The organism is Alicyclobacillus kakegawensis NBRC 103104, assembly GCF_001552655.1.
Taxonomy (GTDB): Bacteria; Bacillota; Bacilli; order Alicyclobacillales; family Alicyclobacillaceae; genus Alicyclobacillus_G; species Alicyclobacillus_G kakegawensis.
This window is the reverse complement of record NZ_BCRP01000002.1, coordinates 227104-253466: the sequence shown is the minus strand read 5'-3', so window position 1 is coordinate 253466 and position 26363 is coordinate 227104. Positions and strand designations below refer to the sequence as shown.

The 26363-nt window shown below is 53.4% G+C and carries 25 protein-coding genes, 1 other RNA gene and 1 pseudogene; 5 read left to right on the top strand and 22 right to left on the bottom strand.

Going from position 1 to position 26363, the window contains the following annotated elements; translation table 11 throughout:
- Nucleotides 1-142 precede the first annotated feature (142 nt).
- On the top strand, nt 143-634 hold the full coding sequence (locus AK2_RS16335) for an NUDIX domain-containing protein (RefSeq protein ID WP_083520787.1): 492 nt from the start codon (nt 143-145) through the stop codon (nt 632-634).
- Between the two features lie 390 nt (nt 635-1024).
- Here the strand turns inward: AK2_RS16335 and AK2_RS02725 are convergent, their stop codons facing one another.
- The 15 genes and pseudogenes from AK2_RS02725 to AK2_RS02650 all read right to left on the bottom strand — a co-directional run bounded on the left by AK2_RS02725 (nt 1025) and on the right by AK2_RS02650 (nt 15261).
- Entirely contained in the window at nt 1025-1951 is a 927-nt protein-coding gene (locus tag AK2_RS02725) for a DMT family transporter (RefSeq protein WP_067931143.1), read from the bottom strand.
- Between the two features lie 220 nt (nt 1952-2171).
- The gene (locus tag AK2_RS02720; protein WP_067931140.1) at nt 2172-2702 is read right to left on the bottom strand and encodes a GNAT family N-acetyltransferase; all 531 of its coding nucleotides are present in this window, start codon (nt 2700-2702) and stop codon (nt 2172-2174) included.
- 65 nt (nt 2703-2767) lie between these two features.
- Entirely contained in the window at nt 2768-3301 is a 534-nt protein-coding gene (locus tag AK2_RS16330; RefSeq protein WP_217994662.1) for a class I SAM-dependent methyltransferase, read from the bottom strand.
- Nucleotides 3302-3563: 262 nt separating this feature from the next.
- Entirely contained in the window at nt 3564-4049 is a 486-nt protein-coding gene (locus tag AK2_RS02710; protein WP_245632733.1) for a GNAT family N-acetyltransferase, read from the bottom strand.
- Nucleotides 4036-4413 (bottom strand): MTH1187 family thiamine-binding protein, encoded by a 378-nt coding sequence (locus AK2_RS02705; RefSeq protein WP_169794721.1) that lies wholly within the window; start codon nt 4411-4413, stop codon nt 4036-4038. The genes AK2_RS02710 and AK2_RS02705 overlap by 14 nt, the downstream gene beginning before the upstream one ends.
- A 101-nt stretch (nt 4414-4514) precedes the next feature.
- Complete coding sequence (locus tag AK2_RS02700; RefSeq protein WP_067931134.1) at nt 4515-4961, bottom strand: SgcJ/EcaC family oxidoreductase; 447 nt, start codon at nt 4959-4961, stop codon at nt 4515-4517.
- A 97-nt stretch (nt 4962-5058) separates the two neighbouring features.
- Nucleotides 5059-5772, bottom strand: a complete 714-nt coding sequence (locus AK2_RS02695; RefSeq protein WP_245632732.1) for a metallophosphoesterase family protein — start codon at nt 5770-5772, stop codon at nt 5059-5061.
- Nucleotides 5773-5913: 141 nt separating this feature from the next.
- Nucleotides 5914-6183: pseudogene (locus AK2_RS17720) on the bottom strand (DinB family protein); the annotation flags it as partial.
- Nucleotides 6184-6669: 486 nt separating this feature from the next.
- Nucleotides 6670-7311 carry a GNAT family N-acetyltransferase gene (locus AK2_RS02685; protein WP_067931128.1) on the bottom strand — a complete coding sequence of 214 codons (642 nt, stop codon included), beginning with the start codon at nt 7309-7311 and terminating at the stop codon, nt 6670-6672.
- A 158-nt stretch (nt 7312-7469) separates the two neighbouring features.
- The gene (locus AK2_RS02680; RefSeq protein WP_067931126.1) at nt 7470-7907 is read right to left on the bottom strand and encodes a DinB family protein; all 438 of its coding nucleotides are present in this window, start codon (nt 7905-7907) and stop codon (nt 7470-7472) included.
- A 371-nt stretch (nt 7908-8278) separates the two neighbouring features.
- Nucleotides 8279-8800, bottom strand: a complete 522-nt coding sequence (locus tag AK2_RS02675; RefSeq protein ID WP_067931123.1) for a YfiT family bacillithiol transferase — start codon at nt 8798-8800, stop codon at nt 8279-8281.
- A gap of 1023 nt (nt 8801-9823) precedes the next feature.
- Entirely contained in the window at nt 9824-11194 is a 1371-nt protein-coding gene (gene ulaA, locus AK2_RS02665) for a PTS ascorbate transporter subunit IIC (protein ID WP_067931117.1), read from the bottom strand.
- 15 nt (nt 11195-11209) lie between these two features.
- Entirely contained in the window at nt 11210-11479 is a 270-nt protein-coding gene (locus AK2_RS02660; protein WP_067931114.1) for a PTS sugar transporter subunit IIB, read from the bottom strand.
- A 31-nt stretch (nt 11480-11510) separates the two neighbouring features.
- Complete coding sequence (locus AK2_RS02655) at nt 11511-13775, bottom strand: BglG family transcription antiterminator (protein WP_157076194.1); 2265 nt, start codon at nt 13773-13775, stop codon at nt 11511-11513.
- A gap of 295 nt (nt 13776-14070) precedes the next feature.
- Nucleotides 14071-15261 (bottom strand): YbfB/YjiJ family MFS transporter, encoded by a 1191-nt coding sequence (locus AK2_RS02650; RefSeq protein WP_067931109.1) that lies wholly within the window; start codon nt 15259-15261, stop codon nt 14071-14073.
- Between the two features lie 138 nt (nt 15262-15399).
- Between AK2_RS02650 and AK2_RS02645 the strand changes: the two genes are divergently transcribed.
- The gene (locus AK2_RS02645; RefSeq protein WP_067931107.1) at nt 15400-16269 is read left to right on the top strand and encodes a LysR family transcriptional regulator; all 870 of its coding nucleotides are present in this window, start codon (nt 15400-15402) and stop codon (nt 16267-16269) included.
- A gap of 48 nt (nt 16270-16317) precedes the next feature.
- Here AK2_RS02645 and AK2_RS17715 read toward each other — a convergent pair whose 3' ends face one another.
- Nucleotides 16318-16977, bottom strand: a complete 660-nt coding sequence (locus AK2_RS17715) for an MgtC/SapB family protein (protein WP_067931104.1) — start codon at nt 16975-16977, stop codon at nt 16318-16320.
- A 358-nt stretch (nt 16978-17335) separates the two neighbouring features.
- On the opposite strand from AK2_RS17715, the gene AK2_RS02635 reads away from it, so the two are divergent.
- Together AK2_RS02635 and AK2_RS02630 are read left to right on the top strand one after the other, a co-directional pair.
- Nucleotides 17336-18346 carry an FTR1 family iron permease gene (locus AK2_RS02635; protein WP_067931101.1) on the top strand — a complete coding sequence of 337 codons (1011 nt, stop codon included), beginning with the start codon at nt 17336-17338 and terminating at the stop codon, nt 18344-18346.
- A gap of 116 nt (nt 18347-18462) precedes the next feature.
- Nucleotides 18463-20655, top strand: a complete 2193-nt coding sequence (locus AK2_RS02630; protein WP_083520783.1) for a glycoside hydrolase family 84 protein — start codon at nt 18463-18465, stop codon at nt 20653-20655.
- A gap of 657 nt (nt 20656-21312) precedes the next feature.
- Here the strand turns inward: AK2_RS02630 and AK2_RS02625 are convergent.
- The 3 genes from AK2_RS02625 to AK2_RS02615 all read right to left on the bottom strand — a co-directional run bounded on the left by AK2_RS02625 (nt 21313) and on the right by AK2_RS02615 (nt 23662).
- The gene (locus AK2_RS02625) at nt 21313-22275 is read right to left on the bottom strand and encodes an LLM class oxidoreductase (protein WP_083520782.1); all 963 of its coding nucleotides are present in this window, start codon (nt 22273-22275) and stop codon (nt 21313-21315) included.
- 115 nt (nt 22276-22390) lie between these two features.
- Nucleotides 22391-22708 (bottom strand): ArsR/SmtB family transcription factor, encoded by a 318-nt coding sequence (locus tag AK2_RS02620; protein WP_439645074.1) that lies wholly within the window; start codon nt 22706-22708, stop codon nt 22391-22393.
- A gap of 186 nt (nt 22709-22894) precedes the next feature.
- The gene (locus AK2_RS02615; RefSeq protein WP_067931095.1) at nt 22895-23662 is read right to left on the bottom strand and encodes an SDR family oxidoreductase; all 768 of its coding nucleotides are present in this window, start codon (nt 23660-23662) and stop codon (nt 22895-22897) included.
- A gap of 213 nt (nt 23663-23875) precedes the next feature.
- Between AK2_RS02615 and AK2_RS02610 the strand changes: the two genes are divergently transcribed.
- Entirely contained in the window at nt 23876-24625 is a 750-nt protein-coding gene (locus AK2_RS02610; protein ID WP_067931094.1) for a hypothetical protein, read from the top strand.
- A gap of 159 nt (nt 24626-24784) precedes the next feature.
- Here the strand turns inward: AK2_RS02610 and AK2_RS02605 are convergent, their stop codons facing one another.
- From AK2_RS02605 to AK2_RS17055, 3 genes are all read right to left on the bottom strand, one after another.
- Nucleotides 24785-25324, bottom strand: a complete 540-nt coding sequence (locus tag AK2_RS02605; protein WP_369406110.1) for a cupin domain-containing protein — start codon at nt 25322-25324, stop codon at nt 24785-24787.
- 311 nt (nt 25325-25635) lie between these two features.
- Nucleotides 25636-26081: RNase P RNA component class A (gene rnpB, locus AK2_RS02600), an RNA gene on the bottom strand.
- A gap of 86 nt (nt 26082-26167) precedes the next feature.
- Complete coding sequence (locus AK2_RS17055; protein ID WP_067931087.1) at nt 26168-26353, bottom strand: heavy-metal-associated domain-containing protein; 186 nt, start codon at nt 26351-26353, stop codon at nt 26168-26170.
- Between the last annotated feature and the right edge of the window lie 10 nt (nt 26354-26363).

Sequence of the window (26363 nt, the reverse complement as noted above, 5' to 3'; positions counted from 1 at the left end):
GATCCCGTTTCTATATGCGTCCTCTGCAAGTTCAAAAGTGGGTTCGCTACGGTCTCTGTAACTGTGACATTCTCCCCTTTTTCAGTTCCTTTCTCAACCATTTGTGATGGATCCGTGCATAGAAGACACGCAGCATATTGAAATGCCGATGTCAGATTATTGCACGAATATTCGCAGAAAAATTGGCAATCAGCTTATTTTTTGTCCAAGTGTAGTGGAAATCACAATCATTCGAAATAAAAGAAACCAAATCCTCTTCGTGCAAGAAGCAGGCAAGACAATGTGGGGTCTTCCTGCTGGTGCCATAGAACTTGGTGAAACGCCTGCTCAAGCTGTTGTTCGCGAAGTAGAAGTATGGGAAGAAACAGGATTACAAGTTGTTCCCACACACCTGCTCGGTGTATTTGGTGGCGAGAAATGTCGATGGATTAACCCAGACGGAAATCAAGTTGAGTACCTAAACTTTGTGTTTGCGTGCACAGTGAAAGGCGGAACGCTTCAGGCTGTGGATGGTGAAATAGGAAACTTCGCATTCTATGACCCCTCTTCATTGCCACCCCTTCAGTTCCCTTACCCGAAAGAGCTTTTCTGTCCGAACCCGAATCCGAGGACCTTTTTTCAACGGAGTGAGTAGATCAGAGCAAAGCCCCGTGCCTTTATCCTCCCACACTTCACTCAATCCGGTACCGCACTTTCCGGCTTTGTCCTGCTCCCATTGGGACGGTGATTCGTCCACTTCGCGCGGCCCCCTAACCCACATTTCGCCCCCGATTTTCGGGCGCTCATAATTTTTGAGAGGAATCCCCCTATCGCCGTAAAATCTCTAGGTCGTTGCATCGAATGGCTTGTTAACATCGGTACAGACCGAACGGTTCTCTACCGCGTCGAGGAGTTGTCGACCTGTGGCGCATTATTTGTTATGTGGATCCCAATCAATCCACGAAAGATGTATGAACCCAAACACATGGAATTGGATATTAGTGGTAAATGTATTGATAAACAACATTTCCCATGAACAGAGCGTTTACTCTTTACGTACCTCCCCCGAACTCCTTTGACCTACCACTACGTCTCCGATCAACACCCCGATAATCGCCATCCCACCCCCGACCAATTGAACGGCGTGAACGTGTTCTCCAGCTAGCCATGCGAAGACGAGACCAACCACAGGAATAAGGTTCACGTACAAACCTGCAACCGATGCCTCTACAAATCGCAAGGCGTAATTCCACAGAAACAATGTGAGCCCAGAACCTATCACTCCGAGATACATCAATTTGAGCCAACCCATAAGACTGATCTTTGGTACTCCTGTAAGACACATCTCGATGACGGCAACTGGGATTAACAAAAACAGCCCGGCGACAAAACTCGCTGCGGTCGTAACCGTCGCCGCATAGTGCTGATTTCTGAGAAGCCTTCCCTGTACCGTATAGGCACCGTATGCGAATACGCTGCCTACAATCAGGAGGTTTCCTAAAACCGGCCGACCACCGGAACCCGTACCGGGCGTACTGCTGACAAACGCCACCCCTGCGATAGCCAGGACGATACCGACCAACCGTCGGAGAGGAATACGTTCCTTCAAGAAGACAAAGGAGATGATAGCTGTAGCGGCAGGAATCCCCGCCTGAATCAAAGCGGCATTTCCTGCGGAGGTAAACACGAGTCCGAGATTCTGAAGTCCGAAATAGAGCGCCACGCCTGTGAGCCCAAAGGCCAGGAAGGTTGGTTTCACCGTAAGCTTGGCCCGAAAGCCTTGCCGGTAAGCGAAAGGGCAGAGTACAGCGAGCCCGAAGAGAAAGCGCAGTGCCGTGACCGTAAAGGGACCCGCCTGTCCTAAGACAGATTGTGTCACGACGAATGTTGATCCCCAGATGACGGTCGCAACTAGCAGAGCCAAGATTCCGAGATAGTGTCCAGCTTTACCTTCTCGTCGTTCAACATGCAATGAATGATTGACCCTCCACCCATCCCTTTTGAACAACTTATCCATAGATTGTAGAGTAGCAAATCTCACCGATTTTTCACATCACTGTGAAGTATGTTGTGGCTCATGAACTGACTCAATCCCTTGGTGCATGCCCAATCCACTTCCCTTCCCTCTCTGTAGCCATCTGTAGTGGGAGGGGAATTGGCAACCCGCTTCAACGCTTGTTCTCCGCCATCCACTAGACAAGCGTCATGCCATCTTCATAGGTCGCTCCTTCAGCAACAAACTTCAGAATAATCCAATCATTCATGATTCCGAAATCACGAAACGTAGGAGTGGTAACATACGACCTTCGATAGACCCAGACGGTGTGACACCAACCCGCTCTGCTCCCATGGAGATAAAAGCGTTCTGCGTGCGGATCCGCGTCTATAGATATCACGCTGACGCCCAAGGATTTGGCTCGTTTGATTAAATCATCCCATAATTGCCGTCCCACTCCCTGCCTTAGAGAAGCGGGAATCATGTATAGATAATCGAGAATCGCCCTCCCTTCATCCACAGTAAGACCATAAAAGCCTACAATTTGATTATGTTGTTGGGCTACATAGACTTCATGTAAACGGACATACTCGGGGGTCAACGTAAGTTCTTCACGACATTGCTCTATAAATTCCTTGTCATATCCCCATACAGCCTTTGATTCCAGGGCAATGGAAGTTAGAATGGGGGCTTCTTCCGGAATCGCTCTCCGGATATGTACATTCACTTTTTGTTGCCTCTACTTCATGGCAGCCTGCCGATGAGGCGTTGACGACATGGTGTGTCCGCCACTCATCCTGACATGGTTACTTTTCTACCTGTAACAATCCTCACAGGCGGAAACATCGTGAAGTGTGGACCCTGTATCTCTACATCAACTGCTCCACATTGCCTGAATTCATACGCATATTCATTTGTGTGTTGTAAATCCAGAACAGCGAATCGACCACCAGGTTTTAGCACTCGATAAATCTCCCGAACAGACTGTCGTCGTTCTTCGCGATTTGAAATGTTGTGGAGAACAAGACTCGAAGTAACCGCATCAAAAAAGTTGTCCTCAAAAGGCATGCTCCGGGCATCTCCGTCCCGAATCTCGACCCGCTCTGCGACGCCTTCTATTTCAGCATTCTTCCTGGTTTCGGATGGATCGTTGCCGGATACATCTCGTTTACTCCAAATGTCTATTCCGATGGCTTTACCGGACTTCAGTCGTTTCGCAACGGCATTCAGCACAAGTCCCCGGCCGCAGCCCACATCCAGCACAAGTTCATCCCCATGAAGATGCAACAGGTCAACTACCCTCTCTCGTTCAATGTAATTCCCCACTTTACTGCCCCAAACCATATACAGTACCGAGTAAACCGACAATCAGACAGATACCCCCGCTAATCGAGAGGTTTCTGACAACATACGGAGCATATATGCCATAGCGAGCGCCTGTTACGACCTTGCCGTCCATGGGAGTCACCTCGAAATCACACGGTTATGCTCCATTCCAACTATCCGTATTCTATTCGTATTGCGCCAAAATGCCCTAGGGACTACACCTGGAATAAAAATCATGGCCGACGCATTTGTTGGTGCGCCCTCAATGGACGAAAGCTCTGCCCTTTTCACTCCCCGGTTGACTATACAAAACCGCGGCCGGCGTAACCCTTTCCATATGCCGCCCCGGGTCTTCGACAACTCGGAATCCAAACCGTGAATACAGTCCATGAGCATCCCGAGTCACCAAATAAAACCGCCTGAGCCCCTGCAAATCCGGATGTCCGGTGATGGCCTCCAACAGCCATTTGGACAATCCCTTCCCCCTGTGCTCCGGAAGCACAAACACGTCTCCCAAGTACGCAAAAGTGGCATAGTCCGAAATCACTCGTGCGAATCCGACCATCGTATCGCCATGGTATATACCAAAACAGAGCGAATGCTGGATTGAACGTTCCACCACATCTCGTGGAATCCCTTTGCTCCAATACGCTTCATTGTGCAAATACGCGTAGACCACGTCGATATCGATCCGTTTCGGATCTGTCGAAAGGGTATACTCCCCACTTGTCATTTCATAGAGTTCCACTCGTCCAACTCCTCTCCAGGCCTTTACCCAATTCTGCACCCAAATTGGGCTGGTTCTCTGCGCCGCCGAGGTGAGCGTCGACCGCCGCCACCTTGTCCTCCATGGAATGATGCACGTCCCGCCGATCGTCAATCTTCACCACGGTGGACAGTCTCTGGGCTCCCATCGCCATCAAAGCCTCATGCATCTCCTGAATGGCAGAGAATATCTCCGATAATTCGCCTTCGATGGTTGTGAACATCGGGTCAAGGCGCGCCCGGAGGTTCGGATGACGCTCCAGCACCCGCTGCGTCTCGGCGACATATTGGCTTACGCTCGTGCTTGCCGTACCGATGGGTGCAATACTGACCGCCACAATGGCCATCATGGATTCCTCCTTTGCATAAACCGACTCCTTTTCATATGAGAAGCCTGGTCCTATTCCCGTGTCACACCAAGTCAACTCAGCCCTATAGTCGTTGTGAGCTAAAGCAACTGCCTCAGCTCTGCAGTCATTTGTTCAACCAACTCGGGTCTTCCGTGGTATTGAGCCGGAGTATTCTGAAACAGTTGAATCCTCCAGTTTCCCCTTATATGTTGCGCGACAAGTGTGTGGTGAGTGTTGACATTCGGATCGATGTCCGATTGTCCTGGAGGCACCATGCCCGCAATAGCCCGCAAAATAGTAACGTCCTGTGACAGGAAACGCACGCTTTTCACTTTGCTGACGAATGCGGCTGTACGGTGGTGTTCAAAGATTGGCGCTAAGTGTTCGAATATCTCAGTCTGCCCAACTGATTGGCTGCCATCAAAGCCTATCAATTCCCCATCATCGGCAAACAAGTCCGCCATTGCACGAGCGTTTTGGTGATTCCACGCATTCAATAACTGTTTGTAGACAGAGGTTACCTGACTCTGATTCGAAGACTCCACGATGTATCCTCCCCTTGACTGTCTTCTCGGGAGACGCAACACGTATACGACCCGCCCCCGCCACACTTATCATGTGGTCATTCCGAAATGAATGGCATCACGGCCCCTTCATGGGAGGGTTCAGCACATGCTGTGCAAACTCCTCCGCCATCGGCACCCCTGTTCGGAGAATTCTCTCAGCCGCTGCCTTTACATCATAGCTGGTCTCCCTCAACTCCACATCCGGTCCAAAGAGCGCCCAACATGCCCCGCGAGCCGAACTCTGAAGTCCCACACTCCCCGGATTGATGACCCGTTTGCCGCCTATCCGTCGATCAAACTGAACATGCGTATGCCCGCAGACGACGATGTCTTCGGTAACGCCCTCCAGCATGGGACGAATCTCCGACTCTGAAGTATCTTCACGAATCGCCTCCTCGTCGCTCCTTGGCGATCCGTGAACAAAAAGCACCGAACCAAGACGGTCAATATGCAGCGATACCTTCTCCGGCAATTTGCGCAGGAATGCCAGTTGCGCATCATTCAATTGGTCAGCACACCATTGATTGATTTGTGCAACCCACTGCTCAAGCCCTTGCTCCACACCATATCGCCCCGCCACTTCCCGATCCGCATTGCCCCGGAGAAATCGTACATCCCCTGGCAAACGCAGAAGGCAGTCCATCACTCCTGCCGGATCCGGTCCCCAGGCCACGTCGCCCCCAACTATGATGCAGTCCACATTCTCCCGGCAGATATCTTCCAGTACCGCTTCCAATGCCGGCAAGTTCCCGTGTATATCATAGATGGCTGCCACTTTCTGCATCGCCATACTTCTCACCTCGCACAATTCGCCAGGCCTAGCGATACTGGAAACCTCAAAGCATCTATCTACGTCGCCACCCCTCAAGCTTACGGACATACAGGATTTGCCCAATGTGATAAGCATCATGCATGGCGATATCCCCCAATATCACCTTAAGAGGGGGGCCTTCAGCATCGATGCCTGGTCCAGATCTGACTCGTTGGCATTTGCCACGGCTTGCCGTAACTCTCGATACACCCTGTCGGCGAGTTCTACGGTCTGCCGCCAAGCCGAATCATCCAGCGGAGCCTCCAGTTCCGCAAATGTTTGCTCATTTTTGACTTCCGTCTCCGCTTTGGTGATTCCACGCATCCGCTGGACGATGTGCTCATCCCAAAAGATCATGTGGTTGACAAGTTGCCAGATGGAATGCGAGTGGGCATCGGGCCTTCATGAGGCTTGTTCGGCAGTTAACCCATCAATTGCCTTCTTGAGTGGCAAGAAACCGGCTTCTTGGTCATGTCGGAAATCCAGCAGAGTCAGCACCATTTCTTTCGTATCCAATGCTTTGTCGACCTCCTGGACGGACATATCGAGCAGAATACCCAAGCGAACGTATCTTTCTATCACGACTTATTTCTGGGATTCGATATTTTTCGCCCTTTCCCTGCATCCGACTCACGTGTCGTGTTTCCATCTCGTCTAGCGCGCTCATGTCTAGTCCTGTAATCATTTATAGCTGTAAGTCGCGCATCATCCTTGGAGACAAACACGAAGTCCCTGTTCGGACCTATGCAGTAAGCAATCGAGATCGATAGACCACAATTCGAAAGGATCTATCACTGTGACTGGTTCCTATTATCGTCACCGGGTATTTCATGGAGATCTGCCTTGCTTCGCCAATCCGATAATCGAATTTGTTCCTCACTGAACATCTCGATGAGCAAACGGGAGTTCGTTCGCTCCCGTGCACCAATTCGTACCCGGGTAACCAAGTCGCCCATCTTCGGGCCTAACTTTCGCATACACACAGTCATCTCGAATCTGGCCCTCCGGATCGACAAAGTTTTTCAACAACACAGCCTCAAGGTAGTACCCACACCTTTCAGCGCCCCTGCGGCTGGCAGTGTTCCTGACGTCACAACGAATCTCGATCCGATTGGCATGCAAAACATTCCCTGCAAATTGTGTGAGTCCCTGAACCGCCTCGGTCATATATCCATTTCCACTCGCTGAATCACGAATCCAATATCCAATCTCAAACTTGCGCAGTTTCCAATCCATGCGATGAAGACCTATACTCCCGAGAAACGCTCCAGTATCCTTGTGTAAAACAAAAAATAACAAGTCTTCTCGAGCCAGAAACTTCACCCTCGCACGTCGTGCCAGCTCCTCTGATTCTTCAGCTGACGGTATATGATCCGCCCAGTTCATCCACCTATGCAGGGTATGAAAGGATTCCTTTATGGCTTCCGCCAGAAATCGGCCATCGCCGGGCATGGGGCAGCGGATGAGCAGCCTATCGGTTTCAAACTGTTCCGGGAAATCGATGAGAAGCGGGTCCATTGCGGGTGTCTCCTCTTTCTGTTGATACTAGTTCGTAAATACCGGGCAAACGCAAGTCTCAGCAATGAGGGGGCGTGCCTGTATCTCCCGAACACGTGTGGGAGGACCTTAATCAAAGAAGGCATCCAATCAGCGGATGCCTTCATCACGCAGATTCACTACAAAAGCTTTTTGACCAGCGGAATCTGCCCGCGATGATGAGAGGTATGGGCAATGGCGTAGCTGACCAACTGCCGCTTGTTCAACTCACCCACAGCAAGTTTGAGCCCCGGCTCCGACAACTCTGGCTCCTTGAGCTCGGAAAAGACGTGTGCAGCGTACGGCAGCGATTCTGCCCATGCTTGGCGTATGTCATCAAGGTCCCAATCGGTCCGCTTAAACGGCTCTCCTACATCGATTTGCAGGTTTTTCCCAGAGACCGTTGAAAAGAACTTCCGCTCAACGAGAGCCACGTGATGGATGATAGAAGCAATGTTATTGAAATTCGGCAGTGGCTTTTTCAACCATTGTTCATCAGTCAAACCCTCAAGCATTTGATCAATGGTGCCATGCACCGCGCTTAGCAGGTTGTAAAGATCCGATACTTCCTGAATCATTCCGACACCTCCCAGGCTCTCTGGGGATATTATAATATATCAGATGCGGCTTTCGTGCCGGAAGACCCGCCTGACGTGCTGGCTGCGGTATCTTGAATGACTTCCCGCAATCCTTGCAAAGGGACACTGTTTCCATAATGGCTTCCATCATCTCACGCCTGATAGAGTTCCCGCACCTACTCCGCATATCGGGCAAAGACCGCAAAATGACAAACAATACATCAGAACGCCCGAATATCAACGCGACCCTATCTTTTGCTGCCGCCACAGCGGCAACGATAGGCCAAAATGTCAAATGGAATACGAAGTCAGGAGCACTGGGATATTTTGTCACTTCACTTCTCCCTTTTACCCCCACTCTTTGAAGGCTCTCACCATCCCATGCGTTTACGAAAAGATGTAATTTGAGCCGTATGGTGCCGGTCATGCCAGGAATACAACCCTATGGCTTGGTCTAGCTTCCACACGCCGCTTACAGGATGAACGTAGGTGCGATCAAAATCCGCTGCCGTTAGCCCCTCCAGCAAAGTGACCCATCGCTTGTGAACTAACCGATACAAGTCCAAAGAATCATCGACAGACACATCACGATCCGGCAATTCTGCCCACAAGTTCTCCGAGGCAGGTCTTATTTGCGGAGCCTCCTCAGTCAGGCCAAATTTAAATCGGGCATAAGCGAGCATATCGTTTTCCGCCAAGTGGTGAACAATTTGGCGTACGGTCCACCCGCCAGTGCGATACGGCGTATCCAACTGCTCTGCTGACAAGCCCACTACAGCCGAATGTAATTTCACAGGTGCATCCGCAAGGTCTTGAATCCACGCCTTCCGTTGCTCAGGAGAAACGTCTTTCACCAGTTCAAACGGCCCAATTGGGTAACGTACCTCATCCATCTCTCTCAGCCTCCACTGTAGCTCGTATTGTCTATGCGGATTACCCGGAGGTACTTCGATGTGACCTTGAGCTAAAATTCTTCCATCCTTACTTAATCCACCGGCACCCCTGATTGTCATGCTCGGCATTTTCAAAGACCAACTGATTGCACCTGTAGGTACTGTTTCAGGAGTTTGATATCTCACCGTAAGAGTCTCGTGAACCAAGAATCTTTCTCAAAATACCCTTCTTCCACGCACCAGGAATCCTTTGGCAATTCACGTCCCGAAGCACAGTCGTTTAATGTGTTTTGTAGGTTTGATTCAATGAAACAGAAGGCGCCTGCAACGGTCTTCGCTTCTAGAGAAAGTTCAATCGTTCTGCCCCTTAAGCCCACGCGAAATTATTGAATGCAAAATAGAGTAGCCCTGCGAGAGCCAATGAGACAATTAGGTATATCCATAAATAGCGTTGATACACATTCCTTGAAATGCAGCTAGGTGATACGTCCAGTCCCTTCACGCGTGCATACAGCTTCCAACCAAGTACCCATAGCAGCCCGAAAGCCCAGTATGCAACAAGAAATTCTATAAAGGAGACCCATCTCCCATGCCAATCAGCATGAGTGGCAAAGGCCAATATGCCAAACGCTGCCACCGGAGAAATCACTTCCCGCATCCACATCTGGGACCGATTCTTGCTTGTTACACCTGTGGTGAACGCCACCTTGGCCCCCCTCCTTCACGGCGACTCAATGAGGCCCGACTACCAATTCTCCTAACTCTAATTGGGTCGCATCTCTCGGCATTTGTCAATACTTATTTCAAATCAAAAAACTACGGACGGCGTATCAGCGGCCGCGGCCGCCCCCCTCCCGCCGTCAGATGCCGCCGTGGTGGGTACCCTGTTTGTGTCGACGACCTGGAGCACCTGCCAACCATGCCAGACCCGCATTTTCCACTCCCCTGAATTTGAACAAAAATGAGAAGGCGGCCGGATCTCCCCAGCCACCCTGCTGAAACGTACGCCGCCACCCGTTATGCCTACACCGAGTCGTCTGCAGTTGGCTGGCCCGATGTCCGTTTGGTGACATAGCTCGCCAACAGCACCAGGATGGCGCACACCACAATGGTGAGGATGTATGCGCCCGCCAGACCGGTCTTGGCGAACAGGCCGCCCACAATGCCGACCCAGCAGAAATCGCTGTCGCCAAACGTGGTATTGGCCAAGCCGAAAGATCCCATGAACGCCAGTAGCAGGGCCGGCAACACGGTAATCAGCAAGCCGTTGATGAAAGCGCCAATCATGGCCCCGCGGCGCCCGCCCGTGGCATTGCCGTAGACCCCTGCAGTGCCGCCGTCGAAGAAGTGCGGCACCATGCCAGGGATTATCAGCGCCAGGCCAAGCGGCCCCATCAGGAACATGCCGATGATGCCGCCGACCAAGCTGGAGATGAATCCAACCAACACGGCTGTCGGAGCGAACGGAAACACCGTCGGACAGTCCAGGGCCGGTACAGCGTTTGGGACAATTTTTTGGGCAATCCCTTGGAATGCGGGGATGATTTCGGCCAGAATCATGCGCACGCCCATCAATACCACAGCAATCCCGGCACCGAACGTGAGCGCTTGGGTAAAGGCGTACATGATGTAGTTGCCGCCCTGAGTGTAACTTGCAATCGCTTTCGGGCCAGCGACAATCGCCAAAATCAGGAACAATACAATCATAGTCAAAGTGGTCATCACCAACGAGTCGCGCAGGAAGCCGAACTTCGGAGACACCTTGATCTCTTCGGTCGTGCGGCTGTTCCCGCCAACCAACTTGCCCACCGCGGCGGAGGTGATATAACCAAGCGTGTTGAAGTGGCCGAGCGCGAATTCGGCGCCCCCTGTGACCTTTTTCGTAAATGGATGGACGAAGGCAGGCATGATGGTGGAAACCGTGCCGGCCAGAATGGCTCCGATGAGGGTTTGGTTGGTGCCTGTAATGCCCGCGCTCCCAAGCACAACGGCCAGCACGGTGGCCATGAAGAACATATGATGGCCGGTCAGAAAGATAAATTTCGCCCGCGTGAACCGAGCCAACAACAGGTTGACCACAAACCCAAGCCCCATGATGACGGCGGTCTGAGGACCGAATGCTTTCTGCGCGAGTCCGACAATGGCTTCATTCGTCGGAATGACACCGTGCAAGTGAAAGCCCGCCTGGACCATGTTACCCAGCGGCGCCAAGGCGCCGGATATGATGTTGGCGCCCCCGGACAGAATCAGGAACCCGACAATCACCTTCAGCGTCCCGGTGACCGTTTCACTGAACGACTTGCGCAGGGCAATCAAGCCGATGAGGGCAATCAAGCCCACCAGCAGCGGCGCCTGGTCAAGAATTTCGTGCACAATGAAATGGATGACAACCATCATTTGTCCTCCTTTTTACGCTGACAGCACCGACGACAGCTTTTGTCTCATTTCCTGTTTGTCCACGTAGTTCTTGATTTCCAAAATCGGCACACCTTTGTCTTTGAGTAGTGGCGCGAATTCGGCAGACGTGACAATGACATCCGCGCTTTCCGATTTCGCCGATCCGATGTCGGAGGTGGCCACAGTCGCCTTCACCCCCATCTCCTTTAGGACCGACTCAATGGTCATACGCAACACCATGCTGCTGCCAAATCCCATGCCACACACTGCCAAGATTTTCATATTACATTGCCTCCTTGTTCTACCGTGCTCTTCAGGCTGTTGTCTTGCGAATCACAGCCAGTACCTGCTGCACATCGTCCGCATTGCGAATGGCGTCGAGTGACGCGCTGTCAGCCAACAATCGCATCAAGTCGGACAGCGCCTGCAGATGGGCTTCGTTGTCAACAGCGCCAAACGCGATGGCGATATCCACAGGATCATTGTCCTTGTGCCCGAACGGAACTCCATTGGCCAGGGTGACCAGGCTCATGCATACCCGCGCCACGCCGTCCTCCGGCCGCGCGTGCAAGATCGCAATCCCCGGGACAATCACCATGTACGGTCCATTAACCGCCAGTGAGGTCTTCATCGCCTCCACGTAACGGGGCGTCACGGCGCCTGTGTCCATTAACAGTTGACCGGCAATGTCCACAACCTCATTGGGATTCGCGGCCTTTGCTCGTACCCGAATGCTCTCCTTCGTCAGCAAATCCAGCATCCTGAAAACCTTCTTTCTGTCTCCCACCTGGCTGTCTTTCGCTGCCCTGTCTCCCGCGGTGTTCTCGGATGAAGGACCCTCTGCCCGCGGTTTCGCTAAGTAGGCCCCAATCCGTGTGAACATGCGGTGAATCTCTGCGGTTACCGCCTCCGGATCCAATACTTCGTACTGCGCCTGAATCACATCCAGGACCGATTTCAACAATGTATGCTCGGTGCCCGGCACGTCCGCTGTCATCCCCATCACAGATGCCACCCATCGGTTCAACCGGTGGTAATCAGCGAGCGGCAGCAGTGGATTCACCACAAGATACGGCAAAGGCGAATGGGGTAACCCCACCGTCGAGACAATCACGTCTGCGACATCCGCATTGATATGAGGAATGCGCTGTTGGTCCAGCACATCCACCACCTGCAGATGGGTTAGGCTGGCCTCAATCCGGGACTGCAAGATCTTCCCGGTACCAATGCCACCTGCGCACACGACCAGGACCCGGACGGCGTCCGCACTACCGGCGGGGTGGGCTCGCCGCCGTTCCAGAGCCGCTCCAAAGTGCAGAGCAATATACCCGATTTCTGCTGCGTTCAAGGGTTTCCCCAGTTCCCCCTCAAGAAACTGGGCAGCCACTACGGCCGCGTAATACGCGAGCGCATGGTCCTCCTTGATGTCCTCCAACAGGTCGTTCTCAATAGCGACGCCGTACAGGAGCCGATAGGTCATGGGTTTGATATGCAAAATCAAACCCCGCAGCAAGTCTTCGTCGGTGCTCAAGACAATCCCCAAGGTTTCATCCACAGTCTTGAGCATCCTGGTCACCAACTGTTGCGAGAAATCATCAAGAGCCACGGTCTGCGCGCCGCTCTCCTGCAACTCTAGGTTCGGATACGCCCCGAGCATGTAAAGCGCGAGCGCGCTTGTCTCTTCTTCTGCGAAAGGCAATCCCGTCTCGCACTGCAGGCGTGCTACCAGTGTCAACGCGAATTGATACTCTGCCGTCTGCTGTAAGAGCTTCAGGTTTGACTTGAGTAAAGCCACCGCATGCCCCTGGCGCATCCGGCCCAGCGTGACAGCTGTGTACAGCACCAGCTTCGTCCACCACCCCTGCACATGTGGCCCCTTGGCAACGCGGTCGGCCACCAGCCGCACTACCGTTTGCACGTCGTCCGCCTGCACCAGCCCGGTCAGCACGTGTGCGTCCATACTCTGGCATAGTTTGTTCCAAAAGGTGGCCGCGCTTGCGCGCAGATCCAATACCTTGACCGGGGGACACGCGGCAAGCAGCAAGCGATAGATGGCGTGGCGCCAGTACAGCTCCTCCCCCTCCACCTTCGCACCAAAGTGCGGCTTCCGAATGAGACGCAGACCATGCCCCACCAACCACCGCTCGGCCCGGTCCATATCCGCATATACCGTACGCGGACTGGCGTTCATCACACCCTGCAACTGCTTAACCACCAGCGGTTCTTCAGCGGTCAGCAGCAAGGCCAGCAGGGTGTGCAACCGTCGGTCCGCGGGCGAAGGCGGCGTGGCGCCCATTAGCGCCGCCCACTCCCTCTGCAGCGCCCTGCGCACGTCCGTTGGACCGTCCAACCAAACGCCATTGCGCCGGTGCACCAGTGTGACAGGCAGCGAATCGCAGATTTGCTGCAGCTCCGCCAGGTCGTAGCGAATACTCCGCTCGCTCAGGCGGTAGCGCCGCGCCAGTTCCGTGGTGGTGACCGGTATGTCGCGCTCGAGCAAATCCTGAAAAATTTCCTGAGCCCGTGGTTTCAACGCAAGCAGTGCCGTCATCCATGCCTGATTGGGAATTCTGTTCACCCCCCACGGCAGGAATTGCGGAAATGGATTTACAGCATTTTGATGCTTTGAAACCTCTTACACCATGAAGATTACGCCTCGCGTGGACATTATACAATCACGAGAAACTGCAATCTCTTTCCGAAAGTATATGGAAACACGAATGCAAAAATAAAAGGGGCCGTCCCCAAATCCATTCAGAAGCTGACTTTCCGGATATCGTTGGTTAGGGCGTACCCTGGAATCGGCAAATGAGGGCTCTATTTTTTCACCTGCATGGCTTCCAACACATAGCCTGGTCAGCTGTAATTGTTCCTCACACTCGTCGAATTCCCCCGACACCAAGCACTAAGGCTCCAAGAAACAACACTCCACTTGCCATCACTGTCGACAAGACGAGCCCGCCGGTATAATGGGCAAGTACACCCGCACCCGCCGCGCCCACGATCTGCCCGATTCCATACACGCCGGTCATAAGACCGATGGCCTGGCTTGCGTCCTCCGAGCGCAGAAGCTTACCAAGCATCGTGGCCGTTGTTGTAATACCCATAAACGTTCCGCCAAACAAAATAGAACCAAGAGACACTCCGGGTACATTCGACAGAAGGATCGGCAACAAGACGCCTATCGCCTGAACCACATAAGCCCCACAAAGAGCAGTGATGCTCCCCCACCGATGTGCCACTTGCGCCCAAATGAAACACGAAGCCAGGGCCGCAACGCCAACTATAACCCAGGTGTACGGCGCGAATCCTCGCAACGCAGGAACCATTGCCGTTAGGGACACAAGAAATGTCCCTGTTACGATGTATCCAAGTCCCTCAAGGCCATAGGCCACAACAAGCCACGGAAAGTATGTTCTGAGCCTTTTTGTCGGCAGATCCACGGCCCGAGACGCGGCTGCGGGCGAACCATTTTGAGCATCTCGCAGCCAAAGAACAGCAGGCAGGCCGATGGCGATGGTGATCATCATGGCCCCTATCCATGCGCCACGCCACCCCGCTACCCTTCCGAAGATTGGCACGGCCAGACCAATCACAGCGATCCCGCATCCGACCCCGCCATAGAGCACACCCGATAACCTTGAGCGTTGTCGGTTGGCTAGTTCATCCAACACCATACTCGATGCCAAAACAAACACAAATCCACTCGTCAAACCGGAGAGCGCCCGCAGCATGTACCAAAGCCAGTGGTCCTCAGTGGCAGCCATCGCTCCTGTGGAGAAGATATTGATCCACAACGACCAGCGATAAACCCGCAAGCGGCGACGTCGAAACCAAGTTGCTGAACCGACCACGAAGGCGCCGACCAAATATCCAAGGTAATTGCTCGATGCCAGGAAACCCCCCAGCGAATTCGTGACACGCGCCTGTGACTGCATGAGAGGAAGAATGGGTGTATAAGCGAAGCGTCCAACTCCCATAGCGATGAACAATGCCAAGGCTCCCGCCACCAGTTGCCTCCACAATCTGCGATCTGCCTCGAGTTTAGCTTGCCGGTCGGCCACTTTCATTCCTCCTGCCGTGACACTGTGACAGGAATGATTGTACGTCCTGCCGACTATCACGTAAAATGAATGATAATGAAAGAAACCATCTCTACGGGAGAATGATTATGTGAATGTTGTTAGAAGGGATGAGGGGCTGTGGAGTTTCGGGATCTCACCATATTCATGACCGTGGCCAAGACCGGGAGTGTGACCAAAGCAGCGGAGCGACTCGGATACGTGCAATCCAATATTACGGCACGGATTCAAAACTTAGAAACCAAACTGGGAACCGCCTTGTTCCATCGACATGCCCGTGGCATGTCCCTTACGTCGAGCGGCGTGACCTTGCTCCGTTACGCTGAACAAATCCTGAACTTATGCCAAGAGGCGGAACAAGCCATTCAGGATACGAGATCCCCGAGAGGACCCCTGCGCATTGGAGCCATGGAAACCACGGCCGCCACGCGTTTGCCGGACATCCTCGCTGAGTATCACCGGCGGTACCCGCAGGTCAACCTGTACTTGACGACCGGATCGACCGACCAGTTGCTGCAAGCCGTTCTCAGCTACGACGTTGAAGTCGCATTTGTTGCCGGACCAGTCAGCCATCCGCAGTTGCACACATTAGCAGTCATCGAGGAAAAACTCGTGCTCGTGACGGGGGCAAACGGATGGGAGCCGTCGAAAAGCCACCCCTTCCCCACCACGGTGGTGGCTTTTCGGGAGGGGTGTTCATACCGGAAACGGATGGAAGAGTATCTCGATCACCTCGGAATTGTGTCTCGCAAGGTGATTGAACTGGGGACACTGGATGGCATCCTCGGGTGTGTTGCTGCGGGCGTCGGTGTCTCCTTGGTTCCGAGAAACGCAGTCGGACAAGGCAGGTATCAGGTTACGATTCATGAGATTCCTGACGAGTTCGGGCAGGTTCCAACTGTCCTGGTGCGACGGAGGGATGCCTTTTTATCCCCCGCGCTAACAAGGTTTATCGAGATCGTCCAACAAAGCGAAGGTGATGTCCGCTGACTGCGCTTCATGACATCGATTGATAAGAGGCACAAGACACCTGCTCAGTCACTCAATCTTCACCGACTTCACATGCGGCATGGTGCCCAAGACATCGATCATCCGATCCCTATCTTTCGCCGACTTGGCTGAAAGGTATGTCGTTATGGTTATGTCGGCATTATCCACATCCGTAACCCTGCTATGGTCAATCTTGATTTTCTGCATTTTGAACCCAGATGCCCTGATGGCTCCCAATACCGCATTCACATTGTCGGTGCGGATGACAACACGCGATTTGTGCCGGGTAATCAACATCTGGCTTTTGTCTAGGATTTCGAGCGCAATCAAGACTAGCACTGTGGAGCCCACTCCCGCTGTATACATACCGGCTCCGATGGCCAGACCGATGCCAGAAGTCGCCCATAGCCCTGCGGCAGTCGTCAAACCTCTAACGGATTGTCTTTGCACCAAGATCGTGCCGGCTCCGAGAAACCCGATTCCGCTCACCACTTGTGCGGCGATACGGCTAGGGTCAAGCACGACGGTATACGGATGTAGAACGTCAACAAACCCGTACTTAGAGACCACCATGACTAGCGCACTGCCAACGGCAACCACAAAATGAGTGCGAAGTCCCGCCTCTTTGTAACGGATCTCCCGCTCAAGTCCGATAAGTGCCCCTAGTATGCCAGAGACTACGAGACGGATGATGATTTCCTTCTCCATACCTATCTACATCCTATCGAACACAGTAAAATGGACTCTTCATGCAGGCAAAATGGCACTCAATGGGTTGAACAAACCGTACCATTGCATCGCCCGTCAGGGGACTCCCTCCAGGTGTACGGGTGGGCCGCCACGAGTGGCATCATTATATCCCTACCCCAGAAGCCTTTACAACACTCCCCTGGTGTCCCTGCCCATATCATCCCACAGAGGAGTCGCCAGGGGGCCACCATGGACAGTCCAACCACAGTTAATTAGTTTAAACTAACTATTGAAGATAGCATGACCAAACTATATAATGGGTTTCGCAAAGTTGATCTGCCTAGTCAACTATTTTCGTCCGGGAGGGACCCTTTCCATGCAACGTTCCATTGTTCGTACAATCGGGATTTGCGCCGCCGGCGCTCTACTCATCGCCGTATTGATTTGGCAAGCCATCACAGCCGCCGGCAATCCCGACCCCACGGCTCATGGCACGTCACCCACCGCTGCGATGATCGATACAGCGGTCCTCGTCTACCGAGAAGGTCTGGAATGCATCCTTGTCCTGTCTGCCATCATTGCCGGTCTCATTCGTACCCAAAGAGTGTACTGGAAGCCGATTTCTGTGGGCGCAGGCGCTGGGCTCGGTGCAACCTTGATCACCTGGTTCATTCTTGTCGGCCTCTTAAACCTCGTTTCGGATACCACTTCGGAAGCCAACATCCAGGCGGCCACGGGTCTTCTCGCTATCGTGGTACTTTTGATTGTCATGAACTGGTTCTTCCATCGCATCTATTGGACGGGCTGGATATCCTTCCAGAACCGAAAGAAAAAAGAACTCATTCAGTCGATCGAATCGTCGCAAGAAGAGACTTTCGACGTGGCCAAATCGGTGGCTTACAAAGGACTGATCCTGTTGGGGATGGTCTCCGTATACCGGGAAGGATTTGAAGTGGATATTTTCCTGCAAAGCATCCGTCTGCAGGTTGGCATCCAGAACGTGTTGCTGGGAACCGCTCTGGCTCTCGTCTTGATTGGCATCACGGGATACTTTACGTTCATTGCCCATCAGAAGCTACCTTATAAAAAGATGCTCGTGTTTACCGGCATCATGCTTGGCGTCGTACTGGAGATCATGGTCGGCGAACAAATCAATGAAATGCAGGCAGCCAACTGGTTGCCCACACATACGATTCCCATCTTCATTCCGGATTGGATGGGGACGTGGTTTTCCGTCTTTAACAACTGGGAGAATATGATTGCGCAAGCCTTGGCGGCCCTCTTTGTGATTGGATCGTTCTATGCAGCCCAGATGGACCGGTTTAAGCCTCGACGGACACGGGGCGGTTCCAAAGCCGCGGCAGAAGTTCCCGTGGAACAATCGTAACCGAGGCGAACCCAAGGGGTGCCCCCATCGACGGGGGCAATCTCAGGGTACATGAGCGTCGATTTCCGCCTCTTGGACCCACCTGGTCCGAGAGGCTTTCTTCATCAGCGGGACTCATGACCCATGCCACAACCGGGGCACCACAAAAATCACCTAAAACCCAACTACGGCAAGGGATTCCGGACACAAATGTCGAATCCAAGCGCATGAAGTTTCGTTGGAACGGGGATTTTTGTGCACATCGGATTGAAGACCGTGTGGGTCCTGAGAAAGGGGGAGGGCATCCGATGAAACGAGCGATGTCAAAACGTACCGCCGGGCACAGATTGATATTTTGTTCACTCGGCGTCGTGGGTATGGCTATTCTTCTCATCGGCTCCGCAGCCACACAACCCTGGTTCCATTCGGCATCGGCCTCTCAACCCGCACATCATCCCACGACTTCCCCTCCGGGCAAGAGCCAACTCCCTCCGATCTCGCCGACTCCGCAGTCCGTGCAACAGCGTCTCGGGAGTTTTCCCCTCCCCGCAACGGTGGCACTGGTCAAGGGCAAGAATACCGATCCGTCCGCTCTCCGGACGGTCACGCAGGTCCTAAGGGAAGATGGCGTCAAGCAGATCCAGAACATCTCTGCAGAGCCCGCGCAAAAGCCGTCCTCGCGAGCACCTTTGACCATATGGATAGGCGGCCCCTCTGAGAACGCAGGCTCAGCCGCGCAACTGAAGTCTCTGAATGTGAAAGGTCCAACCGGACTGCTTTCCGGTGGCTATGTGCTCGCCACAGGGAGCAATCACGGACGCGCCGAGATCGTGTTGTCCGGGGTGGATAAGACAGGGACTTTCTATGCAGCTCAAACCCTGCGCCAGCTCATCCCAGCCAGAGGCCACAGCCGAGTTCTGGTACCCGAAGTCGTCATACGCGATTGGCCAAGCATGCAGACACGCGGTGTGATAGAAGGCTTTTACGGCGCCCCGTGGTCGCAGCGAAACCGCATCAGTCAGCTGAATTTTTACGGAGAGAACAAGATGAATACGTATGTGTACTCCCCCAAGGACGATCCATACCTGCGCGCCAAATGGTACCAGCCTTACCCGGCTGACAAACTGCAACAGATTCATAAACTGGTCTCGGTCGCAAAGCAGAACCACGTCAACTTTGTGTACGCCCTGTCGCCAGGGTTGAGCATTTGTTACTCCAGCTCCAGTGACCTGCAGAAGCTTATTGCCAAAGATCAGGACTTGTACAATATCGGGGTTCGCACCTTTGCCCTTTTCTTCGACGACATCCGTAAGACGTTTCACTACCAACAGGACCAGCGCAAGTTTGGCAACGATCCAAACCCACCTGCAGCTGCCCAGGCGTACCTTATCAACCAATTCTACAACAAGTTCATCAAGACGCATCCAGGAACCCAGTTGATCACTGTGCCGACTGATTATTACCAAGCCGGCCATACAGCGTATCGTGATCGCTTCGCGCAGCTGGTCAACCGGAACATCCTCGTCTATTGGACAGGCGTCGGCGTCATTGCCCCGACTATCACCGACGCCGACGCCCAAAGGACGTACGACATTTTCCAACACAAGCTCCTCATCTGGGACAACTTCCCGGTCAATGACTACGTCCCCAATCAGCTGCTCCTGGGCCCGTTGGTTGGACGCGACCCCGGTCTTAGCGAGCACGGCGCCGTCGGGTTGACGGCGAATCCAATGATTGAGGCCGAAGCTTCAAAAATCCCACTCTTCACGGTGGCCGATTACGCGTGGAATCCACACGCGTACGAGCCGGAGAAATCCTGGCAACTCAGCCTTCAGCGGTTCGGTGGGGCGGCTTACGAACCGCTGCGCAACTTTGCTGAAAACTCGCTTCAGTCCAAACTCAGCCCGAATGGCGGGGATACGGTATTGCAACAGCAGATAGGCGCCTTTTGGAAGGCATACGATACCAGGGATTCGATACAATTGCAGGCAGCGGCCGACAAACTTGTGAACCGGTTTGAAACCTTGAAGCAGACTCGCAGTGAGTTGCAAGCTAAATTGCATAACCAAGAGTTCTTGACCGAAACCAAGCCATGGCTTGACAAACTTGTGATGGATAGCGAAGCCGGAGAGGCAGCTGTACGGATGTTGGTGGCGCAGTCTGAGGGCAATGATCAAGCTGCCTGGAGACAACGACAGGTCTTCGACCAGTACATGCGGAAAGCCAACGCCATCCCGCAAGTCATGGGCAGTGGAGTGATTCCACCCTTTCTGCTGAAGGCACAATCGGAAAGCGATGCATGGTTACAGCTGCAATCATCAGGACCCTAGCCAGATTACAGAACTTGACTTCTTTCCTGACGAAGAAAGTTACAACACCGCCATCAAATCGATAAACGAGGAACCGCTCATCGATTCCCTGTTTGCTCGATTCAGAGATCTGTTGGCGGACGGTACTCAGATTAATGAGGGGGAGTACACGCGGGTCCTGTTTGATCCTCGTTCAGGACCCATGTGATTAGCCATCCATGGCATCCATAGATGAGATTTCTTATTGCTGGTCACAAGACAAACAGGTATGCAGGGCTAGCCCATGCACCAGCCTCGGTGATTCAGCAATACCCGTCATAACGATGCATAATCGCGTCATTTGCACTTTGACTCCACCCGCCTGGCAGCATAGAATCTCGATAAACCTTCGAGGGGGTGATAGGATGAAAGATGTAGCGATTGCACTCGCTGCTGTTTTTAGTCTGCCCCTGTTCACTTTTCAGACCTACTTATTCTGGAAATACCTACCTTTCATGTTCTTTTAGGATAGAGCCTATTTTATCTTTATTTGTATATAAAAGTATGTCGTCGACCGAACAGAAGGCCGCAGTCGCCAAACTGCGGCCTTTCCCATTGAATCGTTCCCAGTTTACTACACCTCCCTTCATCGACTGTTCCAAGGGATAGAGAACGACTCAACTGGCTGCAATCGCCGCCTCACCTCAATTGCGGCAGGACCTCCTTCCCGACCTCCTCCAGCACCTCGTCAGCAGGGCGCTGTCCGTACTTCAAGTTCAGGATCACATGGTTCACGCCGATTTGCCGTAAGCCCTCTAGGTACGCCAGCATCGCCTTGCGTCCGCCGCGGAATCCGAGATGGATGGGTACCGGAGGTACGTCCGGATCGTCCGTGAGGTCGATGTAAAACGACTGCACCATCGGTTTGAACTGGCCAGGCGCCTCTCTGGCCAACGCGTCCTGCCAGCGTTGGGCAATCTGGGACTGAACGGACAGCCCGCGCGGATACGTCATCCACCCGTCCGCCTCGCGTGCAATCCAATCCAGACTCTGCTGGCTGTGCCCGGTCACCAAAATGGGAATGCGGCCCGTCGGTTTCGGCACCAAGTCGGCACCCTGCATGTGCCCGTAGTATGCTGAGTCAAGGATGGGATACTGCTGGGACCAGGCCTCGCGCAGCAGACGCAGGTTCTCGCGGAAACGGTCGCCGCGTTCCTCAAAAGGAACGCCAAACGCGGGAAACTCCACCAGTCGGTCTCCGGATCCTACACCCAAAACCAGACGCCCGCCGGTCAACTGGTCCACCGAAGCCGCCGCCTTCGCGGTGTGCAACGGATGCCGCAGCGTCAGGACAATGGATCCGGTGGCCAGAGCAATCTCCTTCGTATGATTCGCAATCCAGCCGAGATACACCCACGGGTCATACACCTGGCCGACGTCTCCAAAATTCGGATCGCGCAGTGGTACGTCCCTCACCCAGAGGGCGGCGAACCCCAGTTCCTCCGCGCGGTGGGCAAGCCGCTCCTGATGCTGCATGGTCGGCTCGTCTCCCGCAAACGCCTCGATGGGAAAAAAGAGGCCGAGTGTCAACTTTCCCGGAGCAAACATGCGGCGGTAAACACGCCCTTCCGTCATCTGCGTGGAAACCGGTGGGTGAAACATCAAGAATGCCTCCTTTGGTTACCTGCAAACATATTTGCATTTCGGTATATATCGATATACCAAACGTGTAGACACCCTCCTGGTCTCGAGTTGACCAAGGAGGGTATCAGCTTCTTTAAGCCTCCCGGTTGCCGTGGGCGCCGATGACCTTCTCCAACTCATCCAGGAACTTCCGGATGCCTGCTTCATTCCGGCGGTAATAGGTCCACTGGCCAATCCGTTTAGACTCCACCAGTCCTGCCCGCTGCAGCTCGGTCAGATACTGGGACACGGTCGACTGGGAGAGATTCACACGCCGTTGGATCACACTGACACAGACGCCGTCAGCGTCCAAATCGCCGACCGCTTGATCTGAGAAGTATCGGTGCGGATCCCTCAACCAGTTCAGGATCTGCAGACGTACCGGATTTCCCAAAGCTTTTATGGCCAACATGACGTCCATGGCACCAATATATCGGGAATTATCGATATGTGCAACAAACGGCACCTGACCCTTGCGGTCGATCCCCGCCGCGGACTGCGGATCAGCGTTCCTAGGTACCGCACAGACGCCGATGTTGAGCTGATCCTACGCGGGCAGTCATCATGGCACCAAGATTGCTCATATGCCTGTTATGGCCTAGTCCAGAAAGTGTGGATTGCTGCGTAAAAACCCTTCCCACATTTGCCTTGTCGCTTGATCAATCTCGTCCCGCGAAGCACGCCCCCTCTTCTCCGTGCCCCCATAACCGATTTCCAGGTTCCCGGCCTCAAGACCCTGGAACACAGCATCCGCAAATTCGTCCACAGGTACACCAAACGTATGTAAACCAGGCCCTCCCAAATCGGTATTCACCGCTGGCGGCAAGACTTCCACAACCTCCACGTTGGTCTTCGAGAGTTGCAGGCGCAGCGTCATGGTGAATGAGTGTAAGGCCGCTTTCGTCGCACTGTAGATGGGAGCCCACGTCGCTGGCGTAATGGCCAACCCAGAAGAAACATTGATGATGGCGGCATTCTTCTTTTGCACCAGTTGAGGAACGAACAGCATGGTGAGGTGAATCGGGCCTTCCAGATTGATGGCGACTTCTTGATGATAGTGACTCCAGTCACCGTTGGGTCTTAATAGGTTCACCCTGTGCTGAATACCTGCATTGTTCACCAGGACGTTCAGTTCCGGAAACTCACTGGTGACCCAGGTGAACAAAGATTGTCGATCCGCCTCATTCGCTACGTCACAAACACAGGTATGTAATCGGGGAAGTCTTTGCTTTGCTTCTTGCAGCTTCTCCTGGCGACGTCCACAGACGATGACCTCGTTGCCAGCGTTGAGAAAACGCTCTGCAAGTGCCAAACCGATGCCGGAAGCCCCACCCGTAATTAAGACCGTGTTTCCCGTGATGTTCATCCAAGAACCCCCTTGTCGATCACTGTCAGTGTACCATGATGAACCCCACGATTTCTCTCGGCCGGTGATTGTGCCACAACTGTGACAGATTGTTGATCGTTTCGTCAATTGGTTCGAGACAGCAAACGTCTATCCTTGGAACATGCCACCTTTTCGAGGGTAGAAGGTCGTAACAAGACAGTGGGACATTCCAACGAGGTGGAGGTAATGCTCATGCACTTACAGATTGTCAACGCGAACGACAAGTACGGTCGAATCAAACTCTCCGAACCTACGACACTCGGCTACATCCACATTGCAGCTCAGACAGGCGATCCATCCTTCCCGTTCAGGGCGAACACGGACGCCGAACTTCTAAGCGGTCTGAAAGAGTTGGCAAGCCATCTGGAACAACTCGATGCCATTGAAACAGTAACCGTGTTTAAAGCCGTCGGATTGCCGCCCGTGGAGCGGCTACCCTACGTCCGGGAGCGTGCCGATTCGATTCACGTTGCCCAATTTGACGTCGTCATACTCATCGAGACCAAGTCGCCGGAATCTATCGAACAGATCCAGGCAACACATTTATATCAAGTCCTCGTTGAAAACCTGAGCCAAAAGGCAAAGGACGTGCACGTCATGACGGCCAGGAACAGCAAACGAGTTGGCAACGTGGATAAGACAAGAGACGGTTTGTTCTTGTTCAACTACTTTGTGGCAGACGATGTGAACACCATGATGGAGCTGTGGGATTATCTTGCGGACTGGTATCGCGTGGAGATGGGCCTGAACAACTCCATATTGTTGATCCCCATTCACCCGGAAACATCTGATTTTCTGGCCATCAACCATGCGCGCTTTGACTTGGGTCTGCCCGGTTTCCTGGCAAAACAGATGTCTAAGAAAAGCTTTCGCGACTATATGCTCGCTAACCTCGAAGCCAACCACGTGGGTGCGATGCCCATTCTGTATCGGCTGGCATGACATGCACACCTATAGAACGTCCCTTATGTAGGTCTGTGCTGCACTAGGAGCATATACCTGTCCTTATTCGGAGACGCTCCGAAACGTGGTTGTTGGAGCCGGTTGCTGTGTGCAGCCGGCTTTTCTCTTGTGATGAAGAACTTGTCGCACATACGTTCGCTAGTCGAAATATGGGTCAGTCACCGGAGGCCCCAGGACGACGGATTCCTGAATGGGTGCCACTGTTGTGGAATACGCCTGTGCATCTACGCCGTAAGCTCGATTTATGATTTTGCCAGGTATCGCGCGTAAGAAGTCGGAACCGTACACAATATCTGGTGTCGGACGGTCGAAAATGGCTAGCAAATGAACGTCATCGCTCCTCGCTACAATCCAGTGGAACCAACCTCTTGGAAAGACGGATACCTGACCAGGACCGAGTCTATAAGTCATAAGTTCTTGAGTAAAAGGGTTAAAAACAGACGTTTTTACCTTACCATTGATTACAATCAGCGTTTCCGTCACGTTCGTGTGCCAGTGGGGTTGGATGATGATGCCCTTGCTCATATGGACATTGAAGAGACCTGTTTTTATAGCCGGTAATTGCGCTGCAAACAATTGAGTGATGTAATTACGTGAATCCCGTTTATAGCTGAGCACCACGTTGGAATCGGCTTTTAGTACTAAATCTGGAGACTGCAAAATGAAATCACGCAACACGACTCCCTCCCTTTCTTGGCACACTATGCCCAAAGGCAAACGGTTGCTACTGTCCAAAGCTGCACCGAAATCCATGGTGCCATGAAGAAAAACGTACGGCACAGGTATCAGGGGTTCTTGTAATCTGAGATGAAGGCTTACATGACCATACCGAAGAGGACCTTGCGCTTTCCAGGCGCTTTCCAGCACAATAACCCCGAGGAAGATGGACTCGAAAGAGCGCCGACAATGCCTGGTCGGATAAGACTTTCGGCAAAAAGTCGCCCATAAGTTAAAACCCACAAGGGGATCTCCCTTGTGGGTTATGGGCCAGAGAAAGCAAGCCTGTAAGCCGAGTTCTGTTCTCCGGTGCTGCAAGCGGCGCCACGCTCGCGCGGAGGTTCAATGAACCCATCCACGCGAGCCACGCGCCTCGCACTGGAGCGGCAACCATCTATCTAGGCCATCTGTTGCCAGATGGCTCCAGCGACCTACCCGAGCGCGCGGCGGGCCACCGCATATGCGCTCCTATCCGGTCTTGCTCCGGGTGGGGTTTACCTAGCCAGCCTGTCTCCAGGCTGCTGGTGCGCTCTTACCGCACCGTTGCATCCTTGCCTGTGCACGCGCACGCGGCACGGCCATCGGCGGTCTCCATTTCTGTGGCACTATCCCTAGGATTGCTCCCGCCGGACGTTATCCGGCACCCTGCCCTGTGGAGCTCGGACTTTCCTCCCGTGCGGTCTTTCGACACTGCACCGGCGGTTGCCCAGCTTACTCCCTCCGGTCTTAACACAGCATGTTTTAGTATAACTCAGCCATCCCGCGGCCTCAAGCGGTCATTTTTTCCTGATCCGCCTCTATGCCTCACCCGATAGTTTCCCGGACAGCCTGCCGCAGCGTGGCGGCATCGGTCAATCCCTCGTCGTAAGTGACCACGGCGAGGTTTTCCGACAAATCGATGTCGACGCCGTGCACGCCGCGGATTTGCCTCAACGCACGGGTGACTGCCTGCATGCGCATGCCGCGTACGGGAATCGTCACCGTATCCATATCATCACCT

What these genes read in the sequence shown, in the direction of transcription:
- AK2_RS16335 (WP_083520787.1), top strand. Translation starts at nt 143, where the DNA reads ATGCCGATGTCAGATTATTGCACGAATATTCGCAGAAAAATTGGCAAT.
- AK2_RS02705 (WP_169794721.1), bottom strand. Translation starts at nt 4,413, where the DNA reads ATGGCCATTGTGGCGGTCAGTATTGCACCCATCGGTACGGCAAGCACG.
- AK2_RS02695 (WP_245632732.1), bottom strand. Translation starts at nt 5,772, where the DNA reads ATGGCGATGCAGAAAGTGGCAGCCATCTATGATATACACGGGAACTTG.
- AK2_RS02685 (WP_067931128.1), bottom strand. Translation starts at nt 7,311, where the DNA reads ATGGACCCGCTTCTCATCGATTTCCCGGAACAGTTTGAAACCGATAGG.
- AK2_RS02680 (WP_067931126.1), bottom strand. Translation starts at nt 7,907, where the DNA reads ATGATTCAGGAAGTATCGGATCTTTACAACCTGCTAAGCGCGGTGCAT.
- AK2_RS02675 (WP_067931123.1), bottom strand. Translation starts at nt 8,800, where the DNA reads ATGGATGAGGTACGTTACCCAATTGGGCCGTTTGAACTGGTGAAAGAC.
- ulaA (WP_067931117.1), bottom strand. Translation starts at nt 11,194, where the DNA reads ATGGTTGTCATCCATTTCATTGTGCACGAAATTCTTGACCAGGCGCCG.
- AK2_RS02660 (WP_067931114.1), bottom strand. Translation starts at nt 11,479, where the DNA reads ATGAAAATCTTGGCAGTGTGTGGCATGGGATTTGGCAGCAGCATGGTG.
- AK2_RS17715 (WP_067931104.1), bottom strand. Translation starts at nt 16,977, where the DNA reads ATGGAGAAGGAAATCATCATCCGTCTCGTAGTCTCTGGCATACTAGGG.
- AK2_RS02635 (WP_067931101.1), top strand. Translation starts at nt 17,336, where the DNA reads ATGCAACGTTCCATTGTTCGTACAATCGGGATTTGCGCCGCCGGCGCT.
- AK2_RS02630 (WP_083520783.1), top strand. Translation starts at nt 18,463, where the DNA reads ATGACCCATGCCACAACCGGGGCACCACAAAAATCACCTAAAACCCAA.
- AK2_RS02625 (WP_083520782.1), bottom strand. Translation starts at nt 22,275, where the DNA reads ATGTTTCACCCACCGGTTTCCACGCAGATGACGGAAGGGCGTGTTTAC.
- AK2_RS02620 (WP_439645074.1), bottom strand. Translation starts at nt 22,708, where the DNA reads ATGTTGGCCATAAAAGCTTTGGGAAATCCGGTACGTCTGCAGATCCTG.
- AK2_RS02615 (WP_067931095.1), bottom strand. Translation starts at nt 23,662, where the DNA reads ATGAACATCACGGGAAACACGGTCTTAATTACGGGTGGGGCTTCCGGC.
- AK2_RS02610 (WP_067931094.1), top strand. Translation starts at nt 23,876, where the DNA reads ATGCACTTACAGATTGTCAACGCGAACGACAAGTACGGTCGAATCAAA.
- AK2_RS17055 (WP_067931087.1), bottom strand. Translation starts at nt 26,353, where the DNA reads ATGGATACGGTGACGATTCCCGTACGCGGCATGCGCATGCAGGCAGTC.